The sequence below is a fragment of the Planococcus halotolerans genome, assembly GCF_003289955.1.
GTDB classification, from domain to species: Bacteria; Bacillota; Bacilli; order Bacillales_A; family Planococcaceae; genus Planococcus; species Planococcus halotolerans.
In genome coordinates this window covers 537,127-558,175 of sequence record NZ_QLZR01000001.1, presented here as the reverse complement: position 1 = coordinate 558,175, position 21,049 = coordinate 537,127, and the positions used below count along the sequence as shown (strand labels likewise).

Here is a 21,049-nt window from a genome sequence, read left to right as displayed (position 1 = left end):
ATTATGTTGAAGCATGAGATTTTATCGAGTATTACCAATACAAAAGTGGTGGCTGTCATACGCGGAAACAGCGCGGAGGAAGCAGTCGAATTATCGAAAGCAGCGATTGAAGGCGGCATCCGTGCAATTGAATTGACTTACACGACACCTCAGGTTCAAAAAGCTTTTGAAGCTTTGTACGGAGCAGATGTTTTGCTTGGAGCGGGTTCGGTATTGGATGCGGAAACTGCGCGCCATGCCATTTTAGCGGGAGCGAAATTCATCGTCAGCCCTCATTTTGAAGAAACGATTGCACCGGTGTGCAATCGTTATGGCATTCCTTATTTGCCAGGCTGTATGACAATCCGTGATATGGTCAAAGCGATGGAAGCAGGATGCGACATCATTAAATTATTCCCGGCGAATAATTTTACGCCGTCATTCATCAAATCCGTCAATGGTCCGCTTCCGCAAGTCCGTGTCATGCCGACAGGCGGCGTCAACCTGGATAATATCGGGGAATGGCTTGCAGCCGGAGCAGTCGCTGCGGGCATCGGCAGTGACCTGAATAAAGCATATACAGCTGGCGGATATAACGCGGCCGTAGAATTGACAAAAGAATACGTACAGAAAAGTAACCAATAAAGGAGGAACATTCATGAATATGACATTTCGCTGGTATGGCCAAGGCAATGATACGGTCACATTGGAACATATAAAACAAATTCCAGGAGTCAAAGGGATTGTCTGGGCACTTCACGATAAACCGGCAGGAGAAGTCTGGACAAAAGAGGAAATTGAAAAGGAAGTCGCTTATATTGAATCACATGGCTTCCATGCCGATGTTGTGGAGAGCGTCAACGTCCACGAATCCATCAAGCTTGGCAATGCGGACAGCGCCCGCTATATTGAAAATTACAAAGAATCGATCCGCAATCTGGCGGAATTCGGCGTCAAAGTGATCTGCTATAATTTCATGCCTATTTTCGACTGGACCCGCACAGAGATGTTCCATCCGCTGGAGGACGGTTCGACCGCGCTTTTCTTTGAAAATGCGAAAGTGCTGAACGCCGATCCGAAAGAGTTGATCCGCACAGTCAGTGAAGCATCTGACTTGACGCTGCCGGGCTGGGAACCTGAAAAACTGGACCGCATCACGGAACTATTCGACGCCTATAAAGAAGTCGATGAAGAGAAACTATGGGCAAATCTGGAGACATTCCTGAAAGAAATCTTGCCGGTGGCAGAAGAAGCCGGCATTAAGATGGCCATCCATCCGGATGACCCGCCGTTTTCGATTTTCGGGCTGCCTCGTATCATAACAGGAGCAGCAAGTTATGAAAAATTGATCGAAATCTCCGATTCACCATCCAATGCATTTACGATGTGCACGGGTTCAATGGGCGCGAGTAAAAAGAATGACATGGTAGCTGTAGCCAAAAAATATGCGAACCGTTCACCGTTTGCGCATATACGCAACGTACAAATCTACGATAACGGTGATTTCACAGAAACGTCCCATTACACTCAGGACGGTTCAATCGACATTAAAGGTGTCGTCAAAGAATTACATGACCAGAACTATACTGGCTATGTGCGCCCTGACCATGGCCGCCATATTTGGGGAGAAGTTTGCCGTCCTGGTTACGGGCTTTACGACCGGGCGCTTGGAATCATGTATTTGCTGGGGTTATGGGATGCATATGAAACAACGAAAAATGAAAATGCACTCTAACGTCAATCTTGTTTTTCAGGAGTTTGATCAACGATGAAAAATGTAACGATGGCCGATGTGGCTGAGCACGCAAAAACTTCTAAAAGTACAGTTTCCCAGTATCTGAACAAGCGGTATGAATATATGAGTGAAAATACCAGGAAGCGGATAGAAGCGGCGATTGAGGAATTGAATTACCATCCGAACAGCGTAGCCAGGAGCCTTAAACAAAAGGCTACTTATACGGTCGGAGTCATCGTCGCGAATATTCTCCACTCTTTTTCCACACATATCATCAGGACCCTGGAAACCGAATTCAATAAACAGGGATTTCACACGATTATCTGCAATGCGGATGATGATCCGGAAAAAGAGCGGAACTATATCGAAATGTTGCTGGCCAAACAAGTCGATGGACTCATTATATTTCCCACAGGTGAAAATCTGGATTTATACGAGCAGATGAAGGATAGGGATTTTCCGATTGTTTTCATGGACCGAAAAGTGGATGCGCAGGCGATCGATACCATAATGCTTGATAACCACAAGGCTGCTGAACTGGCTGTTGATAGATTGACAGCGGGGAATTACAGAAAAATCTCTATCATTACCACGTCTGTCATCAGAAACATCAGTCCGCGCATAGAGCGGATAGAAGGTTATCGGCAAGCACTTCAAAAATACAGCCTCCCAGTACGGGAGGACTATATCAAAACGGCGGATGCAGAACATCTTCAAGATGTATTGAGGGAGTTATTCGAAATGGATGCGCCTCCGGAAGCTATTTTGGCAGCCAATGATATTGTGCTGGTGGAAGTGCTGAAATATATAAAAGAGAAAAATCTTTCTATTCCGGATGACGTAGCGGTAATCGGAATTGACGAAGTTCCTTTTGCTGCATTCTTCACCCCACCTATTACAGTTGTGGAACAGCCAAAAATTGAAATGGCCAATCTTGCAGCGGAATTGCTTCTCAAAAAAATCAATGGGCAAAAAGAAGGCGGAAGCCCGACCGTCCATCGCATGCAGCCTAACTTGATAGACAGGCATTCTTGCTGAAGCGGCAAAATCGAAATGCAAGCAATAAATAAGACTGTGATTTTCCGGTTTTACGGGAAGCCCACAGTCTTATTTTTATTCGGATATTAAATTTTTTTCTGCGGGAGCACAAGAGCTCCTTTCAGTAATCACGGGTTTTAAGCTTTGCACAAGCGGAACGGATTGCGGATATTTGATAAATTTCGTCAATGTTTGGACCATAGCTTGTGCAATTTCTTCCACTGGAACCCCGACACTCGTTAAAGGAATTTCCATATTCGCCATTTGAGGAATATTATCGTAGCTGAGCACTGAAACGTCTTTCGGAACATTAAAATTTTCCTGTCTCAAAGCGCGTACGAGTCCAGCACTTATATCGTAACTGGCGCTGATGATAGCGGTTGGCTGATAAGGCGAATTTATCAATCGGATTGTCGCCATATAGCCGTCATACCAGCCAAAACCTTCAGTGTCGATCAGGCAGCCATCCTCGAATATTTCCAGTTTTGTCATAGCTTTCTGAAAACCGATGGATTTCTCGATTTGTCTCTCGTCAGTGGTTGTCAGGTTTCCAACGAAAGCAATTTTTCTGTGTCCAAGTTGATGCAAATAGTTGACCGCATCTTCCATAGCTGCCTGGTAATTGACATCAATAACCGGATAAGATTTATTTTTCCCCACACCATATGTGACAGACGGAAGGGACAGAGTCTCAGTTGATTCGCTTTCTCCTTCACTGAAAAGAATGACACCATCTACTTGAAACCGCTTGAACATTTCAATCGAGCTTTGAATCGAATTTACTGAAAGGATCATGGAATAGGAGCTCTTAGTGATTTCCTCGTTAATGTTTGATACTAAACTTGATGGCGCCAATCGTTCCAATGTCGGCCATATTAAACCAATGACTTTGGATTCCTTTGATACCAGCCGCTGAGCGGCGAAATTCGGTTCGTAACCCATTTCTTCCGCAACTTTTAGAATTTTATTTTTTGTTTCAGGTTTTACGAGCGGACTGTCGTTAAGCGCCTTCGACACAGTCGAGTAACTGACCCCTGCAACACGGGCAAGATCTTTGATTGTTATTGTCATAGTAAGCCTCCATCACTGTTCCTTCATTAATTTTTAATGCGAATTTTTTATTACCATATCATTGGACCTATAAAAGAAGCAATGCCATAAACACAGCTTCTTTTTTAAAAAATTCCAATATTGAAACTCGTTAAAAAGAAATTTCTGAATATATGCTTGATTATTTAATTATAATACTTTAATATGAAAATTGTAATAACAACGTTGTTATTTTTACGTTGTTAGAAATTTAGCAGGACATTTAATTTTTTAAACGAAATGAAAGCGCTTGCCTGAAAGGCGAGAAGTCACTTGACTGTTTCACGGAAGGGAATTTTCTTTTGCTGTCCGGCCGGCTGCATTTTGAAAGATTCGACTAAATTAGAAAGTTGCAGTTATATAGTAAGAGGGTTCAATCGCTGCACCTTCTGTAAATTGAGGACCGCATTATAAAAAGGGAGGAAATATATTATGAAATTTAAAAAAGGTTTTACTATCGCATCATTAGGTTTAAGTTCTATGTTATTGCTTGCAGCTTGTGGAGAAGACAGTGCATCAAGCAGCAGCTCTGTAGGCGGAGAAGCTGAAGCGGTTTCACTGCGACTGGCTCATAATCAGGGAGAAGATCATCCTATCCATACGTCATTGGTAGAACTGACAGACTTGGCTGCAGAAAAGTCGGACGACAGTGTGGAAATTGAGTTGTTCCCCAACGGCCAGCTGGGTGACGAGCGCGGCGTTATTGAATTGGTGAAATCAGGGACGCTTGACATGGCGAAAGTCAGCGCCAGCGCTTTGGAATCATTCGACAGTAACTACTCGATCTTTTCACTTCCATACGTTTTCCAGAGCGAAGAGCATTATTTCAATGTAATGGACAACAGCGAAGCTGTACAGGAAATCTTCCAGAACACACGCGATGAAGGATTCTTCACAATGGGCTGGTATACAGGCGGACAGCGCAGTATTTATACAGCAGATACAAAAGTGGAAACACCTGCTGATATGAACGGCATGAAAATCCGCGTACAGGAAAGCCCGACATCCATCGCTATGATTGAAGCTATGGGCGGAGCACCGACACCTATGTCCTTTGGTGAAGTTTATACATCTCTTCAGCAAGGGGTTATCGATGGAGCGGAAAATAATGAAACAGGCTTGACGAGCAACAAGCACGGGGAAGTTGCTAAAGCATACTCATATACAGAGCACCAATATGTACCGGATGTGTTGATCGTTAGTACCAGCATGTGGGACGGTTTATCTGAAGAACAGCAGCAGGCAATTACAGATGCGGCAGTTGAATCATCAGAAAGCCATAAAGCAGTCTGGGCTGAGGCCATTGACCAGGCTATTATCGATGCAGAGGAAATGGGCGTCACTTTCTATGAAATCGACAAACAGCAATTCATCGATGCAGCAACGCCGCTTCATGAAACTTACCAATCAGAAAACGAAGACAGCAAACGTTATTTCGAAGATTTCCAAAGCTATAACGAGTAAGAATTGAAAATAGGGTCTCAACCTTTTGCAGGAACATCCTGCAATGGTGAGACCCTAAATTTTTTTAGAATGGAGAAAACCCCAATGAGAGATATTGTAGATCGAATAACAGCGTTTTTGACATGTTCCTTGATGGTGGCAATGGTCTTAGTGGCTTGTTGGCAGGTCTTTACACGGTTCGTGTTAGGGGCGCCAAGTACATTATCCGAAGAGTTTCTGCGTTACTCTTTAATTTGGCTTACCATGCTGGGTTCAGCCTATGCATACGGCAAGAAAAAACACTTGGCGGTAGTATTTGTTGCGCGTAAAGTGCCGAAAAAATTTAAATTTTATGTTGATATGCTAGTTGAACTGATCGTATTGGCGTTCATCTTAGTGATTTTACTCTATGGAGGCACTCAAGCTTATCAGAATTCTGTCGGTCAAGTCTCTTCAGCTTTGGGTTTGCCTACGCAATATTTGTATTTGAGCATTATCGTATCAGGAGTACTGTTTCTGTTTTACGCCTTGATACATATCGTAGAACATTTCCGGGATAAGAAAAGAAATAAAAATTTGGAGACGCAGTTTGAATCCGACGAAATTCTAGAATGAGGAAGTGGACTTAATGGCGTTAGAGGCAGGAATCGTATTGGCGGTTGTATTTGCATTGATGCTCGTTATCAGTGTACCTATTTCAGTAAGTATAATCATCGCTTCTTTAGCAGCGATATTGCTCGTTTTACCTTTGGATATGGCCATTTTCACAGCCAGCCAAAAGCTGGTTACAGGTCTTGATAGTTTTACGTTGCTGGCAGTCCCATTCTTCATTTTAGCTGGGATACTCATGAATAATGGCGGGGTTGCAGAACGCCTGATAAATTTTGCGAAAGTGCTTGTTGGGCGTGCTCCGGGAGCATTAGCTCATACAAACGTAATTGGCAACACCCTGTTTGGTTCCCTGTCCGGTTCGTCAGTTGCAGCCGCGGCTGCTATTGGCGGGGTTATGGGACCTTTGCAGAAAAAAGATGGCTACGATCCGAAATTTTCGGCAGCCGTCAACATTGCTTCAGCTCCAGTTGGACTGGTCATACCACCAAGTGGAACATTGATCATCTATTCTCTTGTCAGCGGCGGTACTTCTGTTGCCGCACTTTTCGTAGCAGGATATTTGCCGGGCTTGTTATGGGCTCTGGCCTGTATGGTTGTCGCCTTTGTCATCGCTAAAAGAAGAGGCTATCCAACATCTGAAAAAGTCAGCATGAAAGTTGCTTTTAAAACGTTCTTCGATGCGATCCCCAGTTTGATGCTGATCGTCATTGTCATCGGAGGAATTCTAGCGGGTATTTTTACCGCAACAGAAGCGGCTGCGGTCGCAGTAGCATATACATTCATTTTATCTATGGCGTACGGTGCCGTTAAAATCAAACATTTGCCGAGAATCATCATGGAAGCGGTCGAAATCACTGCGGTCATTATGCTGCTGGTATCAGCTTCAGCAGTCATGTCATGGGTCATGGCCTTTACTGGACTTCCATCTGCCATCAGTGATCTGATCATCGGAATTTCAGACAACCCGATCATCTTACTGTTGATTTTGAATGTCTTCCTGTTGATCATCGGTACATTTATGGATATCACGCCTGCGGTCCTGATATTCACTCCTATTCTGCTGCCGATTGTCGTCGGCTTCGATATGGATCCGATTCATTTTGGGATTATGATGGTCATGAACTTAAGTATCGGGAATATAACTCCGCCTGTAGGCAGTGCCTTGTTTGTAGGTGCCAGTATTGCGAATCTGGATATCGAGGATGTCATCAAGCCGCTCATTCCATTCTACGTGGCGATTATTGTAGTGCTCCTCTTAGTTACTTATATTCCAGCGATTAGCATGCTGTTGCCGAACTTGCTAGGTTATTAACATTTTCCAGCTTGATCTCGCAAGGGAATTGCTAGTGATGGCGTTTCATAGTGAAAGGATGAGAAATTTATGTCTTTAAAAGAAAGTTATTTATTTGAGTTAAAGAAACAAGAAAACAATATTATCACTTTACAGCTTGATAACCCGGTGGTCGTTGCACAGGTAATGGTACTGGAGCATGACTTGATCCGCGTGCTGATGACAAAAGGTGAAGAGTTGGAAGTTGATAAGACCTGGCTGGTGGCTCCCGGAATGGACGATGTTCCATTCGAGGGCAGAAGCCGCTTTGACCTATCGCCTTTTTCGCTTCCTTCCTATCAACTATCAAACGAAGGCCAGGCTGTCAGCATTGAAACCGAAGTGCTCAAACTTTCAATCGATCTTGAGGGTTTTAAAGCCACCTGGTTCCACAAAGCAGCTGATGGAGAGCTTAAACAGATTGCTGCCGATCGCAATACACAAGCTTACAATTTTGACGGGTCGCTGGGCGATGGAATTTTCCATTACCTTCAGCGTACGCAGGATGAACAGTATTTCGGTTTAGGGGAAAAAAGCGGTGATATGGACCGCTACGGCAAACGCTATCGCATGTTGAGTGTAGATCCGATGGGATATGATGCACAGTATACGGATCCTTTATATAAGCATATTCCTTTCTATATCACGCGAAATACACAATCGGATATCTCTTTTGGGATTTTCTATGACAATATGGCGCAAAGTGTCTTTGATATGGGCAACGAAATGGATAATTACCACGGCTGGTACCGGTATTACCATTCATTCGCTGGAGATTTGGATTACTACATCATTGCCGGACCAAAGGTGAAAGATGTGGTTAAAAGATATTCCTGGCTTACCGGGAAAACCATCTTTTCGCCAAAATGGAGCCTAGGCTATTCTGGATCGACGATGACATACACCGATGCTCCTGATGCTCAAGAGCAGTTGAAGCGGTTTATTGAACTTTGTGAGGAGAATGATATCCTTTGTGATTCTTTTCAATTATCTTCTGGTTATACCTCGATTGGCGATAAACGCCACGTGTTTACCTGGAATCGGGACAAGTTTCCAGACCCTAAGGGCTTTATCGATGAGTATCATCAAAAGGGAGTTCGTTTATGTGCGAATATCAAGCCTGCTCTTCTGAAAAGTCATCCGCGTTTTAACGAGTTGAAAAAGCAGGGTATATTTATTCGGAATAGTTCAGGAGAAGTGGAAATGGTCCAATTTTGGGATGAGGTAGGGGCATATATTGATTTCACAAATGAAAAATCCATTAGTTGGTGGAAAGAAAACGTCACTTCTCAATTGCTTGAATATGGAATTGACTCGACTTGGAATGATAATAATGAGTTCGAAATTTGGTCGACAGATGCAATCTCTAGCGGATTTGGCAAGGAACTTCCGTTTGAGACAGTACGCTCTATTCAGCCGCTTCTTATGATGAAAACCTCTTTTGAGGCACAAAAAGAATTTGCTCCACATTTACGGCCTTATTTAATCTCCCGGTCCGGCAGCCCAGGTATGCAACGCTATGTGCAAACTTGGTCTGGAGACAATTATACGAATTGGAAATCGCTTAAATACAATATAAAAATGGGCTTAGGACTAAGTATGTCCGGTATTTATAATGTAGGACATGATGTCGGAGGATTCTCAGGTCTAGCTCCAGATCCGGAGTTATTAGTACGCTGGGTACAAAACGGCATCTTCCATCCGCGCTTCACAATGCATTCATGGAACGATGATCAAACAGTCAATGTCCCTTGGATGTATGAAGAAACCACGGAAAATATCCGGAATCTGATGAAATTCAGACACCGCATTACACCATATCTGTATACAGCGCTGTACGAGGCGCATGAAAATTATGAGCCGATTATCCGCCCGACATTTTACGATTTCGGACATGACAAAAAAACGTTTGAAGAAAACGATGACTTTATGCTGGGTGAATCCATGCTTGTGGCTTCGGTTGTTGAAGAAGGACGCACGGAGAGAGATGTTTATTTGCCTTCGAATGAAGGAGGCTGGTACAACTTCCATACTTCAGAATGGCATGAAGGCGGCAAAACGGTTACAGTGCCCGCGCCATTGGAATATAATCCTCTTCTGATCAAAGCTGGAAGCATTATACCGATAAACGACATAGACCCGTCATTTTTGACTAAAAATGAAGCGGGAAGAGGGTTCCTCTTGTATCCGCACACTGGAAATGGGAATTCTTCATACCAGTTATTCGAGGATGATGGTGTATCTTCAAACTATCGGGAAAATCATACAATGGTAAATGTTTCAATGGAATCGACAGCTGAGAAGGTTGAGATAAAGCTTGATGTACAAGGTACATACAGCTTGCCGTACAAGAAAATCAGTTTCTGTCTGACTGGGGACAATTCAAGAAAGATAGTTATAAACGGAAAAGAAGCAGAAAAGATAAACGGAAATTATGAAGTGAATATTTAATCGGTTTGGCAGTCATTCTTACGACTGTAAGGCTAATTGAAAATAATGTGCTAATAGAGGTGTAGATGTGAAATTTATGGATGAAGATTTCCTGTTGAACAGTAAAAGTGCGAAGATTTTATATCACGACTATGCAAAAGATCTTCCATTATATGATTTTCATTGTCATTTGAGTCCACAGCAGATTGCCGAAGACCATCGCTTTGAAAACATCACGGATCTCTGGCTTAAAGGGGACCATTATAAGTGGCGGGCTATGCGGGCGTTCGGTATAGACGAAGAATTAATCACAGGAAGTGCCGGTGATAAAGAGAAATTTCACGCCTGGATCCAAACAGTTCCATATACAATGGGGAATCCTTTATACCACTGGTCGCATCTGGAATTGAAAAAGTACTTCGATTATGATGATGTGATCAAAGAGGAAAACTGGGAAGTGTTATGGGATAAGTTGAACAATATTGTCCAGTCGGATTCTTTTTCAGCCCGTAAACTGATCAAAAACAGCAATGTAAAAGTGATCTGTACAACGGATGACCCGGCAGACAACCTTGAGTATCATGTGCAGATTGCCTCGGATAAAACGATTGAAGCGAAAGTGCTGCCAACTTTTCGTCCTGACAAAGGGCTCGGGATTTCAGCTGTCGGTTACCAGGATTATATTCAAAGTCTTGGAGATGCTGCAGACCTTGAAATCCGAGATTACGAAGATTTTTTGAAGGCACTGGAAAATAGAGTCGAGTTCTTCCACAAAAACGGCTGCCGCATCTCGGATCATGGCTTTGAATACTTGCCTTATGTGGAAACTTCCAAGGAAGAAGCAGCAGAAATTTTCCGGAAAGCACTGTCTGGTGAAACCGTTTCAAAAGCTGAAGAAGAAAAACACAAAACATATACAATGCAGTTCTTGGGCGAATTGTATGCGAAAAATGACTGGGCGATGCAGTTGCATATTGGGCCTCTCCGCAATAATAATTCCCGCATGTTCGAAAAAGCGGGTCCGGACTCAGGTTTTGACTCGATCAACGATTTTGAACTTGCACGTCCGCTCAACCAGTTCTTGAACAGCCTGGACGCAAAATCAGTCTTGCCGAGAACAATTGTCTATCCCTTGAACCCGGCGCATTTTGAGATGGTGGCGAGCACAATCGGCAACTTCCAGTCCGGCGGGATCAAAGGGAAAGTGCAATTCGGTTCCGGCTGGTGGTATAACGATCAAAAAGACGGCATGATCCGCCAGATGAAAGAGCTTGCGAATGCCGGCTTGCTGAGCCTGTTTGTGGGGATGCTGACGGATTCCCGCAGCTTCCTGTCATATACTCGACATGACTATTTCAGAAGAATCCTTTGCCAATTGATCGGAACGTGGATTGAAGAAGGCGAACTTCCTGCTGATTATGAATTTATCGGCAAGATGGTGCAGGATATCTCTTACAACAACGCCAAAGAATACTTCGCGATTGAGCTGGACTGACAGCAGCCAGCTGATAAATGCAAAAAGAAATGAGGGTGCTGAATGATTCCTATCCATACTAACTTAGACGGACGTGTAGCAGTGGTGACAGGCGGCAGCGGCGTTCTGTGTTCAGAGATGGCGCGTGAACTGTCCCGACAAGGGATGAAAGTTGCTATCTTGAACCGCACCGCAGAAAAAGGAGAAAAAGTGGCGCAGATGATTACAGAAGCTGGAGGAGAAGCAATCGCCCTGCCAGCTGATGTCCTGGATCGTGCTTCATTGGAAGCTGCAAAAAAGGAAATTTTAGAGAGATTTGGTCAGATTGATTTATTGATAAACGGAGCAGGGGGCAACCACCCCGATGCCATCACCGGACCAGAAACACACGATGAACAAGCTGCAGGCCAATCATTTTTCGAGCTGGACGAAAACGGATTTTCTTCTGTCTTTTCATTGAACTTCACAGGCACATTCCTGACTTGTCAGGTGTTCGGAAAAGAGCTGCTTAAAAGTGAAGCACCGGCAATTATCAATCTTTCTTCGATGAGTGCCTATGCACCGCTGACAAAAGTTCCAGCCTACAGCGCGGCGAAAGCTTCGATTAATAATTTTACGCAGTGGCTGGCTGTTCATTTCGCTGAAACCGGCTTGCGGGTCAACGGAATCGCTCCCGGCTTTTTCCTGACAACACAAAATCGTGATCTGCTGATGGATAAAGACGGCAATCCGACCGCACGTACGGAAAAGATTCTGAAAGCAACGCCAATGAACAAATTCGGCGAACCCGAAAACCTCCTCGGCGCCTTGCTCTTCCTGGCAGATGAATCGTATTCGTCATTTGTAACAGGAACAACGATGGCAATTGATGGTGGATTCATGGCCTATTCTGGCGTATAAGTAATTGGTGAAGTAAATACAGTAAACCGGACCCCTTAAGAGATATTCTCCAGGGTCCGGTTTTTTGTTTTCAGTTTTAAATTGATTGAATTTTAAAAGCCATTTGTTACTGTCATGAGTCTTAAAAAAAGTTTAATCTCTATAAGAGAAAACTGGAGTTGATAAAATATTTGAAATATACTACCATACAAGTATGCTAATATGTTACTATGATTACAAGTAGAGGGGGGATTACATGCTGAACATCGATTCCAACAAGAAAGTGAAAAACTTTTCGACACGGGATTATGTATATGAAATTTTAAGGGAGAACATTATTTCGCTTAAAATTGAACCAGGAAAAAATATCTCGGAAAAAGAAATCTCTGAATTACTTGAAGTAAGCAGAACACCGGTGCGCGAAGCTTTTGTTAAGTTGGCTCAAGAAGAACTGCTGGAGGTTTATCCTCAAAAAGGAACCATTATTGCATTAATAGATCTGCACCATGTTGAAGAATCGAGGTTCATACGAGAACATTTGGAACGGGCAACCGTGAGAGTAGCATGTGAAAATTTCTCGGAAGCACACCTGTCTCAGTTGGAAGAGAATCTTCACCAACAGAAAAAGTGCATAGAAGAAAATGATTTTGCTAAACTTTTCAAACTGGATGAAGATTTTCATAAGACCATTGCATATGGCAGCGGGAAAGAACGGATTTGGACATTGATCCAGCAGATGAATGCACATTTGAATCGCATACGCATGTTGAGCCTGGCAGCTAATTATGATTGGGAGTTGATACTGTCCCAGCATAAAAGAATTTATGCGGCCATTAAAGCAAAAGATGCAAATGCAGCAGAAGCGGTGATGGAAGAGCATTTGAAAAAACTGCTTTTCGAACAAGAGAAACTTCGCCAGGAATATCAGCAATATTTTAAATAATTTTTTACGCAAAATGTAAGCGCTTTAAATAAAGGGGATTTACAAAAAAATTACTCAAAGGGGATAAAAAACATGAAGAAGAAAAGTTTGATTTCAGGATTATTAATTTCGTCAGCATTGTTGCTTACAGCTTGTGGGGATGACGGTAATGCTTCAGGAGAAGCAGGAAGCGGCGAAACGTATACGCTGAAAATGGGTACAGCTTTAGCTGAAACAGATCCAATTTACCAGGGGCTTGTGGAATGGAAAGAAAATGTTGCAGAAGCGACGAATGATGAAGTGCAAATCGAAATTTTCGGCAACGGTTCACTCGGGGATGATAAAGATATTTTAGAGCAGGCAAAAGTTGGTACAAATGTAGCAGTAATTGTGGATGCAGGGCGTTTAGCGGAAATGGTGCCTGAAATTGGTATTCTTTCAGCTCCATATATTGTGGACAGCTACGAAGAAGCGAGCCAGGTAGTAGAATCTGATTTGTTTAAAACTTGGGAAGAAGAGCTGGCTCAAGACCATAATTTACAAGTGTTGTCGTTCAATTGGTATCAAGGTGACCGCCATCTATTGACGAATAAAAAAATCGAAAAACCGGAAGATTTAAAAGGTCTTGAATTGCGTACACCGGGAGCTCCAATTTGGACTGAAACAATTTCTGCTATGGGAGCAAGCCCAGCCGGTATCGCTTTTTCTGAAGTTTATCCAGGGATCCAGCAAGGTGTAATCGATGGAGCTGAAGCACAGCACCCAGCCACATACGGCGCGAATCTTCACGAAGTCATCAGCAATATTGCCAAGACAAGCCATTTCCAATTGCTTACTGGAGTAGTAGCAGGTGCTGACTGGATGGACGAACTTCCTGAAGAATACCAGCAGATCGTGAAGGAAGAGGCAGCGAAAGCCGGTGCCGAAGCATCACAGAACACGGTTGACCAATTGGCTGATTTCGAACAGAAAATGGTTGATGCGGGCGTGGAAGTTAATGACGTAGACATCCAGCTATTCAAAGATGCGACTGAAAGCGTTTATGCGGAATTTGACGGATATGAAGAATTGCGCGAAGAGATTAACAAAATTCTAGGAAAATAGTGAGTGATATATATGAAAAAGTTTGCTCGAGTATATGTGAAAGCTGAAAACTTCCTCACCAATTTTTTAATGATGGCAATTGCAGGGTTTGTGTTTTTTGCTTCAGTCATGAGATGGGCGGGTTCGCCCCTCTCCTGGAGCATTGAATTTTCTCAATTATTGTTTGTATGGGTTATTTTCCTGGGAGCCAACAGGGCTTTGCGTGAAGACTCCCATATCAGTGTTGATTTTTTCGTGAAGAAATTGCCCGATAAAGCAAGAGCGGTTCTGGAAATTATTATTTCCATACTGGTCATGGCTTTTCTGATATTTTTAATCATTTTCGGCATACAGCTGAGTATTGAGAATTCCGTCCGATTAATAAGTAACCTTCCATTAAGTTACTCTTTTGTCACTTTGGCAGTTCCTATCGGAAGTCTTCTGATGTTCATTACGCTCTCTTTAAAGCTGAAAGAGAAAATAATGCGATTGAAAACTGATCCAGCTAAGTGATTACAAAGGAGTGAGTTAAATGTTGCTGGTCGCTATAATTTTTTTCATCATGCTGTTTCTTAATATGCCGGTAGCATTCGCAATCGGTATAGCAAGTCTTTCCTTTTTCCTTATCGAACCCAATTTACCTGTTGAGATAGTAACTCAAAGAATGGTGGCCGGAACACAGTCGTTTCCCTTGATGGCGGTGCCATTCTTTATTTTGGCAGGAAATCTGATGAACTCGTCGGGAATCACGAAAAGGCTGATTCGTTTTGCCAATGCGCTTACCGGTCACTTGGTCGGCAGCCTGGCACACGTTTCAATTGTGTTAAGTACCATTATGGGTGGTGTTTCAGGTTCCGCCAATGCTGATGCAGCAATGCAAAGCCGGATTCTTGGCCACCAGATGGTTGCAAGAGGCTACTCAGGTGGTTACTCAGCTTCTGTTATCGCAATCAGCTCGCTGATTACCGCCACAATTCCACCCAGTATTGGATTGATTCTTTACGGGTATGTCGGGCAAGTTTCCATCGGCAGATTATTCCTCGCCGGTATCATTCCCGGAATTTTAATGATGGCAGTTTTGATGGTCGTTTCTTACGCGGTTGCGAAGAAACGTGGATATGACCAGGACACCGAATTGAAAAGAGCGACATTTAAAGAAGTGGTCATTTCATTCCGTGACAGTTTTTGGGCTCTTTTGTTTCCAGTCATCCTGGTAGTGGGTATCCGTTTTGGCATATTCACGGCTTCAGAAGCTGGAGCTTTTGCAGTCATGTACGCATTGGTCATTGGATTCTTTGTTTACAAGGAATTGAAATGGAAAAACTTTGTGAAATCGGTTGAACAATCCGTTTTGGATAATGCAGCGATTCTATTGATCATCGCAACTTCATCCATACTTGGATTCCTGATTACATATGACCGTCTGCCGCAGACTGCAGCAGAATTTCTGATTGGTGTTACGAGCAACGAAACGCTTATGCTACTGCTGATTCTCTTGTTCCTGGCACTCGCTGGAATGTTCATCGAATCAACAGTTCTGGTGTTGTTATTAACCCCGATATTCCTGCCGATTGTCAAAACAGTTGGAGTGGATCCGGTACATTTCGGGATTCTGATGATGACTATCGTTACATTCGGCGGTATGACGCCGCCTGTTGGTGTCACGATGTATACGACGACTTCCATTATGAAAGTGCCGATCGAGGAATATATCAAGGAGTCTGTTCCATTTATACTTGGGGTGCTCGTTCTTGTATTATTATTGGTTTTCATTCCACAGATTGTCTTATGGATTCCTGATTTACTGATGTAAGTGGATACAGTTTACTGATTTTGAGGAGGAATATTATTGTTCACATTTAACGATAAAGTCGTTTGGGTAACTGGAAGCAGCACGGGAATTGGACGGGCTATCGCCATCAATTTTGCTGAAAATGGCGCAAAGGTGGTTGTACATGGCAATTCCAATAAAGAAGACGCTGAGAAGACGCTAGAAGCAGTAAAAGAAAAAGGCGCAGAGGCGATTCTTGTTATGGGAGATGTAACAGACCGCCAGCAAGTCAGCCAAATGACCGAGACGATAAAAGAAAAATTCAACAAGATAGATATTTTGGTGAATAACGCCGGCACGATGGTCAAGCGCGCTAAAATCGAAGAGATAGATGCAGAAACTCTGCAGCGGATTATCGACGTTAACTTTTCTTCTGTTGTCTATGTCACACAAGCGGTTCTTCCGCTGATGCGCACACAGGAAAAAGGCTCCATTATTAATATGACATCCATTGCTGCCAGAAACGGCGGTGGCGGTGGTGCAGTAGCCTACGCTTCAGCTAAAGCTGCAGTCAGCACGCTGACAAGAGGTTTAGCCAAAGAATTGGCAGGAGACAACATCAGAGTAAATGGCATTGCACCTGGTATTATCACAACGCCTTTTCATGAGCGCTATTCTACACCGGAGCTGCGTCTGAATATGGCGGGACAGGTGCCAATGGGCCGAGAAGGAACACCGGATGAAATTGCCGGAGCGGCTTTGTATCTGGCGTCTGATTTCGCAGGTTATATTACGGGTGAAATTATTGAAATCAATGGCGGATTATTGATGGACTAGATTTATACAGGCAAGGAGGAATATCAGCATGAAGGCGTTTATGGATGAAGACTTTTTATTGGAAACTGAAACGGCTAAAAAGCTGTATCACGAATTTGCGGCAGCTATGCCTATATTCGACTACCATTGCCATTTGACTGCGAAAGAAATTGCAGAGAATAAATCTTTTGACAATATGACCGAGATTTGGCTGGACGGCGACCATTATAAATGGCGGGCCCTGCGCAGCAACGGTGTCCCGGAAGAATTGGTGACAGGAGACGCAGAGGACAAAGAGAAATTTCTCAAATGGGCCGAGACCGTTCCATACACTTTGGGAAATCCTTTATATCACTGGACGCACCTTGAACTGAAACGGTATTTTGACTTCCACAAAACCTTGTCGGCTAAAACTGCTGAAGAAGCATGGGAACATTGCAATAGATTATTGCAGACGGAAGAATTCACCGCGAGAGAATTAATCAGAAAATCGAATGTAAAAGGTCTCTGCACAACCGACGACCCACTGGATGATCTGGCTTATCATAAAGAAATCAAAGAAGACCCCACATTTGATATCCACGTCCTGCCGACTTTCCGTCCGGATGGGGCATTAAATGTTGAAAGCAGCGGCTTCAAAACGTGGACAGAAAAACTGGGTGCATTGACCGCTATCGAAATGTCTTCGTTTGAAAACTTCAAAGAAGGGCTTGCCGCCCGAGTTCAATATTTCCATGATGCGGGCTGCAGGCTATCGGACCATGGACTGGATTCCAACTTCTATATTGAAGCGGATACAGATGAATTAAACCGTATCTTCACTAAAGGTTTAGCAAATGAAGTATTGACCAAAGAAGAGATTATTCAATACAAAACTGCCGTATTGAAGGAATTGGGAAGACTATACCATGAAAAAGGCTGGGCCATGCAATTGCACATTGGTGCATTGCGTGCTGTGAATACCAAAATGCTCGAGAAAGTTGGTCCGAATACAGGTTTTGATTCCATTGCAGATTTTACATATGCTGAGGATTTATCGAAGCTATTGAACTCGTTGGCCTATGAAGACAATTTGCCGAAAACGATCATCTATAATTTGAATCCGCGCGACAATTATATGATCGGCTCCATGATCGGTAATTTCCAGGAAGAAACTCCAGGCAAAATTCAATTTGGTACAGCTTGGTGGTTCGGCGATCAGCGGGATGGAATGGTGGACCAAATAAAAGTGTTGGCCAACACAGGTCTGTTATCCAGATTTGTGGGAATGCTGACGGATTCGAGAAGCTTTCTTTCCTATACGCGCCATGAATACTTCCGCCGGATCCTGTGCAATGTTATCGGGGGCTGGGTTGAAAACGGGGAATATCCGGCTGATTACGAGCTGCTGGAAGAAATCATAAAAGATATATGCTACAGAAATATTGATAATTATTTAGCGATAGAATCATAAAACAGTTAGGTGATAAATATGCAGATGACATTCAGGTGGTTTGGAGAAAACGATGACTCAATACCCTTATCCCATATTAAGCAGATTCCGGGTGTAACAGGAGTAGTTTGGGCTTTACATGATGTGGCGGCTGGAGAGAAATGGCCGCTCGAAAGAATCCGGGAAGTAAAAGAACAGGCGGACCGCTACGGTTTTAATATTGATGTAGTGGAAAGTGTCAATGTCCACGAAGATATTAAGCTTGGTCTTGAAAGCAGAGACAGCTACATTGAGAACTATAAAGAAACGATCCGTGAACTGGCAAAAGTCGGCGTAAAAGTAATCTGCTATAATTTCATGCCTGTCTTCGACTGGATCCGGACTGACATGTTCAAGGAAATGGAAGATGGTTCGACGGCTCTGTTTTACGAAAAAGCGAAAGTTGATAATATGCTCCCGATGGATCTAGTGGAAAACGTATTAAAGAATAAAGACTTTTCCATGCCAGGCTGGGAACCGGAACGCCTAAATCAGCTGACAGATCTGTTTGCTGCCTATGAAAAAGTATCTGAAGAAAAGCTATGGGAAAACCTGAAGTACTTCCTGGAAGAGATTATCCCTGTTGCAGAAGAAAATGACATCCGAATGGCAATCCATCCAGATGATCCGCCGTGGTCCGTTTTCGGTTTGCCGCGCATCATCACCAGTAAGGAGAATATCCGGAAGTTTCTAGGGCTGGTGGATAATCTATACAACGGCATTACGTTATGCAGCGGTTCACTGGGTGCCAATCCGGCAAATGATATACCGGAAATCATCCGGGAATTCGGCGACCGGATTCATTTTGCCCATATCCGGAATTTAAAGCACTATGACAACGGCGATTTCATCGAGACGTCACATAAAACAAGTGACGGATCCCTGGATATATACGGTATTGTCAAAGCATTCCATGATATCGGCTATACGGGTTACACTCGACCGGACCACGGACGGCATATTTGGGATGAAGTCTGCAGGCCCGGCTATGGTTTATATGACCGGGCTCTCGGAATCATGTATCTTTGGGGAATCTGGGATTCGCTTGAAAGAACGGAAAGAGGTGTGAAGAATGCTTGAACTGAACGGTAATTTTAAAGGGAAAGTTGCTGTCGTCACCGGCGGCAGCGGTGTTCTTTGCAGTGCGATGGCACGTGAACTCGGACGGCAGGGAGCCAAAGTGGCTATATTGAACCGGACGGCTGAAAAAGGCAAAGCAGTGGAAGAAGACATCATAAATGCGGGCGGCATAGCGATTGCCATAGCCTGTGATGTTTTGAATGAGGAAAGCGTTAAACAGGCGCATGCTGAAGTCACAGAGAAATTCGGCAAATGCGATATCCTGATTAACGGAGCGGGCGGTAACCATCCTGAAGGGATTACCACAAACGAAACTTTCAGCTCCGAAGACCTGGATAAAGAAAACACCAAGACATTTTTCGACTTAACCAAAGAAGGTTTTGGCTTTGTCTTCGATTTGAACATTATGGGAACTTTAATCCCGACTCAGATTTTCGCTAAGGATATGGTGAATCGCCAGGGATGTACCATTATTAACATGTCGTCGATGAGTGCGCCATCACCCATGACAAAAGTTCCTGCATACAGTGCAGCAAAAGCGGGAATCGAAAACCTGACGCAATGGCTTGCGGTCCATTTTGCAGACGCTGGCCTGCGAGTCAACGCGATTGCTCCCGGGTTTTTCCTTACCGAACAAAACAAAAATCTTCTAACCAATGAAGATGGATCCTTAACAGAAAGATCCAACAAGATTATTTCCCATACACCGATGAAACGCTTCGGTAAACCGGAAGATTTGCTCGGCACATTATTGTGGCTGGCAGATGATAATATGTCCGGTTTTGTAACGGGCATCACAGTTCCTGTGGATGGCGGATTTATGTCTTATTCTGGTGTATAATATTTTTTCACTGGACAATAAAGAAGAGACAGTTCAAATGGTTTTAATCCCATTAGAGCTGTCTCTTTTCTATTGCAGTTTTAAGAACCGATCAGAAATTGAATGAGTAGAATACCGAGCATCAACAACGCTCAACCATCTCCGCCACATGAACTTCACCTTGCTGTTGAAACAGATAATAAGAAAGCCCTTCCTGTTTCTTGGCTTTGTACATGGCGAAATCAGCCTTGCGGATCAGGTCGGCCAGATTCTCGCCGTCAGTGGGCGCATTGCTTACGCCGATGCTGGTATGCAGCTGCTGCAAGGTGCCGTTGATATTGAAAGGTTCAAAGAAAAGCGCCATCAATTGTTCGGCAAGGTCTTTGCCCTTGCAATCTTCTGATAGCTTGGCGACAAGAAGAAATTCATCACCGCTCAGCCTCACCAGGAATTCATCTTCAGCCAGAGCAGCTCTTATCCTTCCTGCAACTTCTATCAGAACTTTATCTCCATAGAGGTGGCCGTACTGGTCGTTGATTTCCTTGAACTTATCCAGATCAAAGAACAGAAAGGCGGTCTTCTGTTGAGCCAGCCAGCCTGAATTTTTCCGGTGATACTGCTTTAGAAATTGCCGGTTCGGCAAGCCGGTCAACTCGTCGTGAAGCACTTCGTCATTTTTCTCTTCCAGATGTTCAAGTGCGCAATTCACGTCATCTGCCAGTAAACCGATCATATCACCGCCTGAGAAATTCACGCGTGCTCTGTAATCTTCTTCATGAATGCGGGCGAGGACTTCCCTAAAATGCCCGATGATCGAACGAATAAAAGAATAATTTATTAAAAAACTAGCAGCGCCACTAACCAAACCGGCTCCAAGCGCCAATAAATACAGAGACAAGACTTCGTTTTCCGGCACCGCTATAAGGAATCGAACGATAGAGGCGAAAGCAAGTCCAATAAGCGAACCTGTTCCCAAAAAGGCTCCAAACATATAAACACTGTAATTTTTCCGCATGTGAAATCCTGCTTTCTCAGAGATGCTGAATTCATTCTTCAGGTTATTTTTCAGTTTATAAT

General features: G+C 43.6%; 19 protein-coding genes. 17 read left to right on the top strand and 2 right to left on the bottom strand.

Features of this window, described 5'->3' with window-relative positions; genetic code table 11:
* Positions 1-3 precede the first annotated feature (3 nt).
* From DP120_RS02550 to DP120_RS02540, 3 genes are read left to right on the top strand one after another with little or no spacing between them, the layout of a single operon-like run.
* Positions 4-624 carry a bifunctional 2-keto-4-hydroxyglutarate aldolase/2-keto-3-deoxy-6-phosphogluconate aldolase gene (locus DP120_RS02550; protein ID WP_112221608.1) on the top strand — a complete coding sequence of 207 codons (621 nt, stop codon included), beginning with the start codon at positions 4-6 and terminating at the stop codon, positions 622-624.
* A gap of 13 nt (positions 625-637) precedes the next feature.
* Positions 638-1,714, top strand: coding sequence for a mannonate dehydratase (gene uxuA / locus DP120_RS02545; protein ID WP_112221607.1), 1,077 nt, complete (start codon positions 638-640; stop codon positions 1,712-1,714).
* Between the two features lie 33 nt (positions 1,715-1,747).
* Positions 1,748-2,752 carry a LacI family DNA-binding transcriptional regulator gene (locus tag DP120_RS02540; protein ID WP_112221606.1) on the top strand — a complete coding sequence of 335 codons (1,005 nt, stop codon included), beginning with the start codon at positions 1,748-1,750 and terminating at the stop codon, positions 2,750-2,752.
* A 75-nt stretch (positions 2,753-2,827) separates the two neighbouring features.
* On the opposite strand, the gene DP120_RS02535 is transcribed toward DP120_RS02540, so the two are convergent.
* Positions 2,828-3,823, bottom strand: coding sequence for a LacI family DNA-binding transcriptional regulator (locus DP120_RS02535; RefSeq protein ID WP_112221605.1), 996 nt, complete (start codon positions 3,821-3,823; stop codon positions 2,828-2,830).
* Between the two features lie 450 nt (positions 3,824-4,273).
* Here DP120_RS02535 and DP120_RS02530 point away from each other — a divergent pair, with 450 nt between their 5' ends.
* From DP120_RS02530 to DP120_RS02465, 14 genes are all read left to right on the top strand, one after another.
* A complete protein-coding gene (locus DP120_RS02530) occupies positions 4,274-5,305 on the top strand; it encodes a TRAP transporter substrate-binding protein (protein ID WP_112221604.1) in 1,032 nt (343 codons plus the stop codon).
* An 84-nt stretch (positions 5,306-5,389) separates the two neighbouring features.
* Positions 5,390-5,899, top strand: coding sequence for a TRAP transporter small permease (locus tag DP120_RS02525; RefSeq protein ID WP_112221603.1), 510 nt, complete (start codon positions 5,390-5,392; stop codon positions 5,897-5,899).
* A 13-nt stretch (positions 5,900-5,912) separates the two neighbouring features.
* The gene (locus DP120_RS02520) at positions 5,913-7,208 is read left to right on the top strand and encodes a TRAP transporter large permease (protein WP_112221602.1); all 1,296 of its coding nucleotides are present in this window, start codon (positions 5,913-5,915) and stop codon (positions 7,206-7,208) included.
* Positions 7,209-7,277: 69 nt separating this feature from the next.
* Positions 7,278-9,677, top strand: a complete 2,400-nt coding sequence (locus tag DP120_RS02515; RefSeq protein ID WP_112221601.1) for a glycoside hydrolase family 31 protein — start codon at positions 7,278-7,280, stop codon at positions 9,675-9,677.
* A 76-nt stretch (positions 9,678-9,753) separates the two neighbouring features.
* Positions 9,754-11,151 carry a glucuronate isomerase gene (gene uxaC / locus DP120_RS02510; protein WP_112222297.1) on the top strand — a complete coding sequence of 466 codons (1,398 nt, stop codon included), beginning with the start codon at positions 9,754-9,756 and terminating at the stop codon, positions 11,149-11,151.
* Between the two features lie 42 nt (positions 11,152-11,193).
* Entirely contained in the window at positions 11,194-12,030 is an 837-nt protein-coding gene (locus DP120_RS02505; protein WP_112221600.1) for an SDR family oxidoreductase, read from the top strand.
* A gap of 235 nt (positions 12,031-12,265) precedes the next feature.
* Positions 12,266-12,952, top strand: coding sequence for a GntR family transcriptional regulator (locus DP120_RS02500; RefSeq protein WP_112221599.1), 687 nt, complete (start codon positions 12,266-12,268; stop codon positions 12,950-12,952).
* Positions 12,953-13,024: 72 nt separating this feature from the next.
* Positions 13,025-14,035, top strand: coding sequence for a C4-dicarboxylate TRAP transporter substrate-binding protein (locus tag DP120_RS02495; protein ID WP_112221598.1), 1,011 nt, complete (start codon positions 13,025-13,027; stop codon positions 14,033-14,035).
* Between the two features lie 36 nt (positions 14,036-14,071).
* Positions 14,072-14,527: a TRAP transporter small permease gene (locus DP120_RS02490; RefSeq protein WP_165843699.1), complete on the top strand. Its 456-nt coding sequence runs from the start codon at positions 14,072-14,074 to the stop codon at positions 14,525-14,527.
* A 19-nt stretch (positions 14,528-14,546) separates the two neighbouring features.
* Positions 14,547-15,827: a TRAP transporter large permease gene (locus DP120_RS02485; protein WP_112221596.1), complete on the top strand. Its 1,281-nt coding sequence runs from the start codon at positions 14,547-14,549 to the stop codon at positions 15,825-15,827.
* Between the two features lie 36 nt (positions 15,828-15,863).
* Entirely contained in the window at positions 15,864-16,622 is a 759-nt protein-coding gene (locus DP120_RS02480) for an SDR family NAD(P)-dependent oxidoreductase (RefSeq protein ID WP_112221595.1), read from the top strand.
* Between the two features lie 28 nt (positions 16,623-16,650).
* Entirely contained in the window at positions 16,651-18,054 is a 1,404-nt protein-coding gene (gene uxaC, locus DP120_RS02475; RefSeq protein WP_112221594.1) for a glucuronate isomerase, read from the top strand.
* Between the two features lie 18 nt (positions 18,055-18,072).
* A complete protein-coding gene (gene uxuA, locus DP120_RS02470) occupies positions 18,073-19,152 on the top strand; it encodes a mannonate dehydratase (RefSeq protein ID WP_112221593.1) in 1,080 nt (359 codons plus the stop codon).
* Positions 19,145-19,993 (top strand): SDR family oxidoreductase, encoded by an 849-nt coding sequence (locus DP120_RS02465; RefSeq protein WP_112221592.1) that lies wholly within the window; start codon positions 19,145-19,147, stop codon positions 19,991-19,993. Before uxuA (DP120_RS02470) ends, DP120_RS02465 begins: the two co-directional genes overlap by 8 nt.
* Positions 19,994-20,114: 121 nt before the next feature.
* Here the strand turns inward: DP120_RS02465 and DP120_RS02460 are convergent, their stop codons facing one another.
* A complete protein-coding gene (locus DP120_RS02460; protein WP_112221591.1) occupies positions 20,115-20,987 on the bottom strand; it encodes a GGDEF domain-containing protein in 873 nt (290 codons plus the stop codon).
* Between the last annotated feature and the right edge of the window lie 62 nt (positions 20,988-21,049).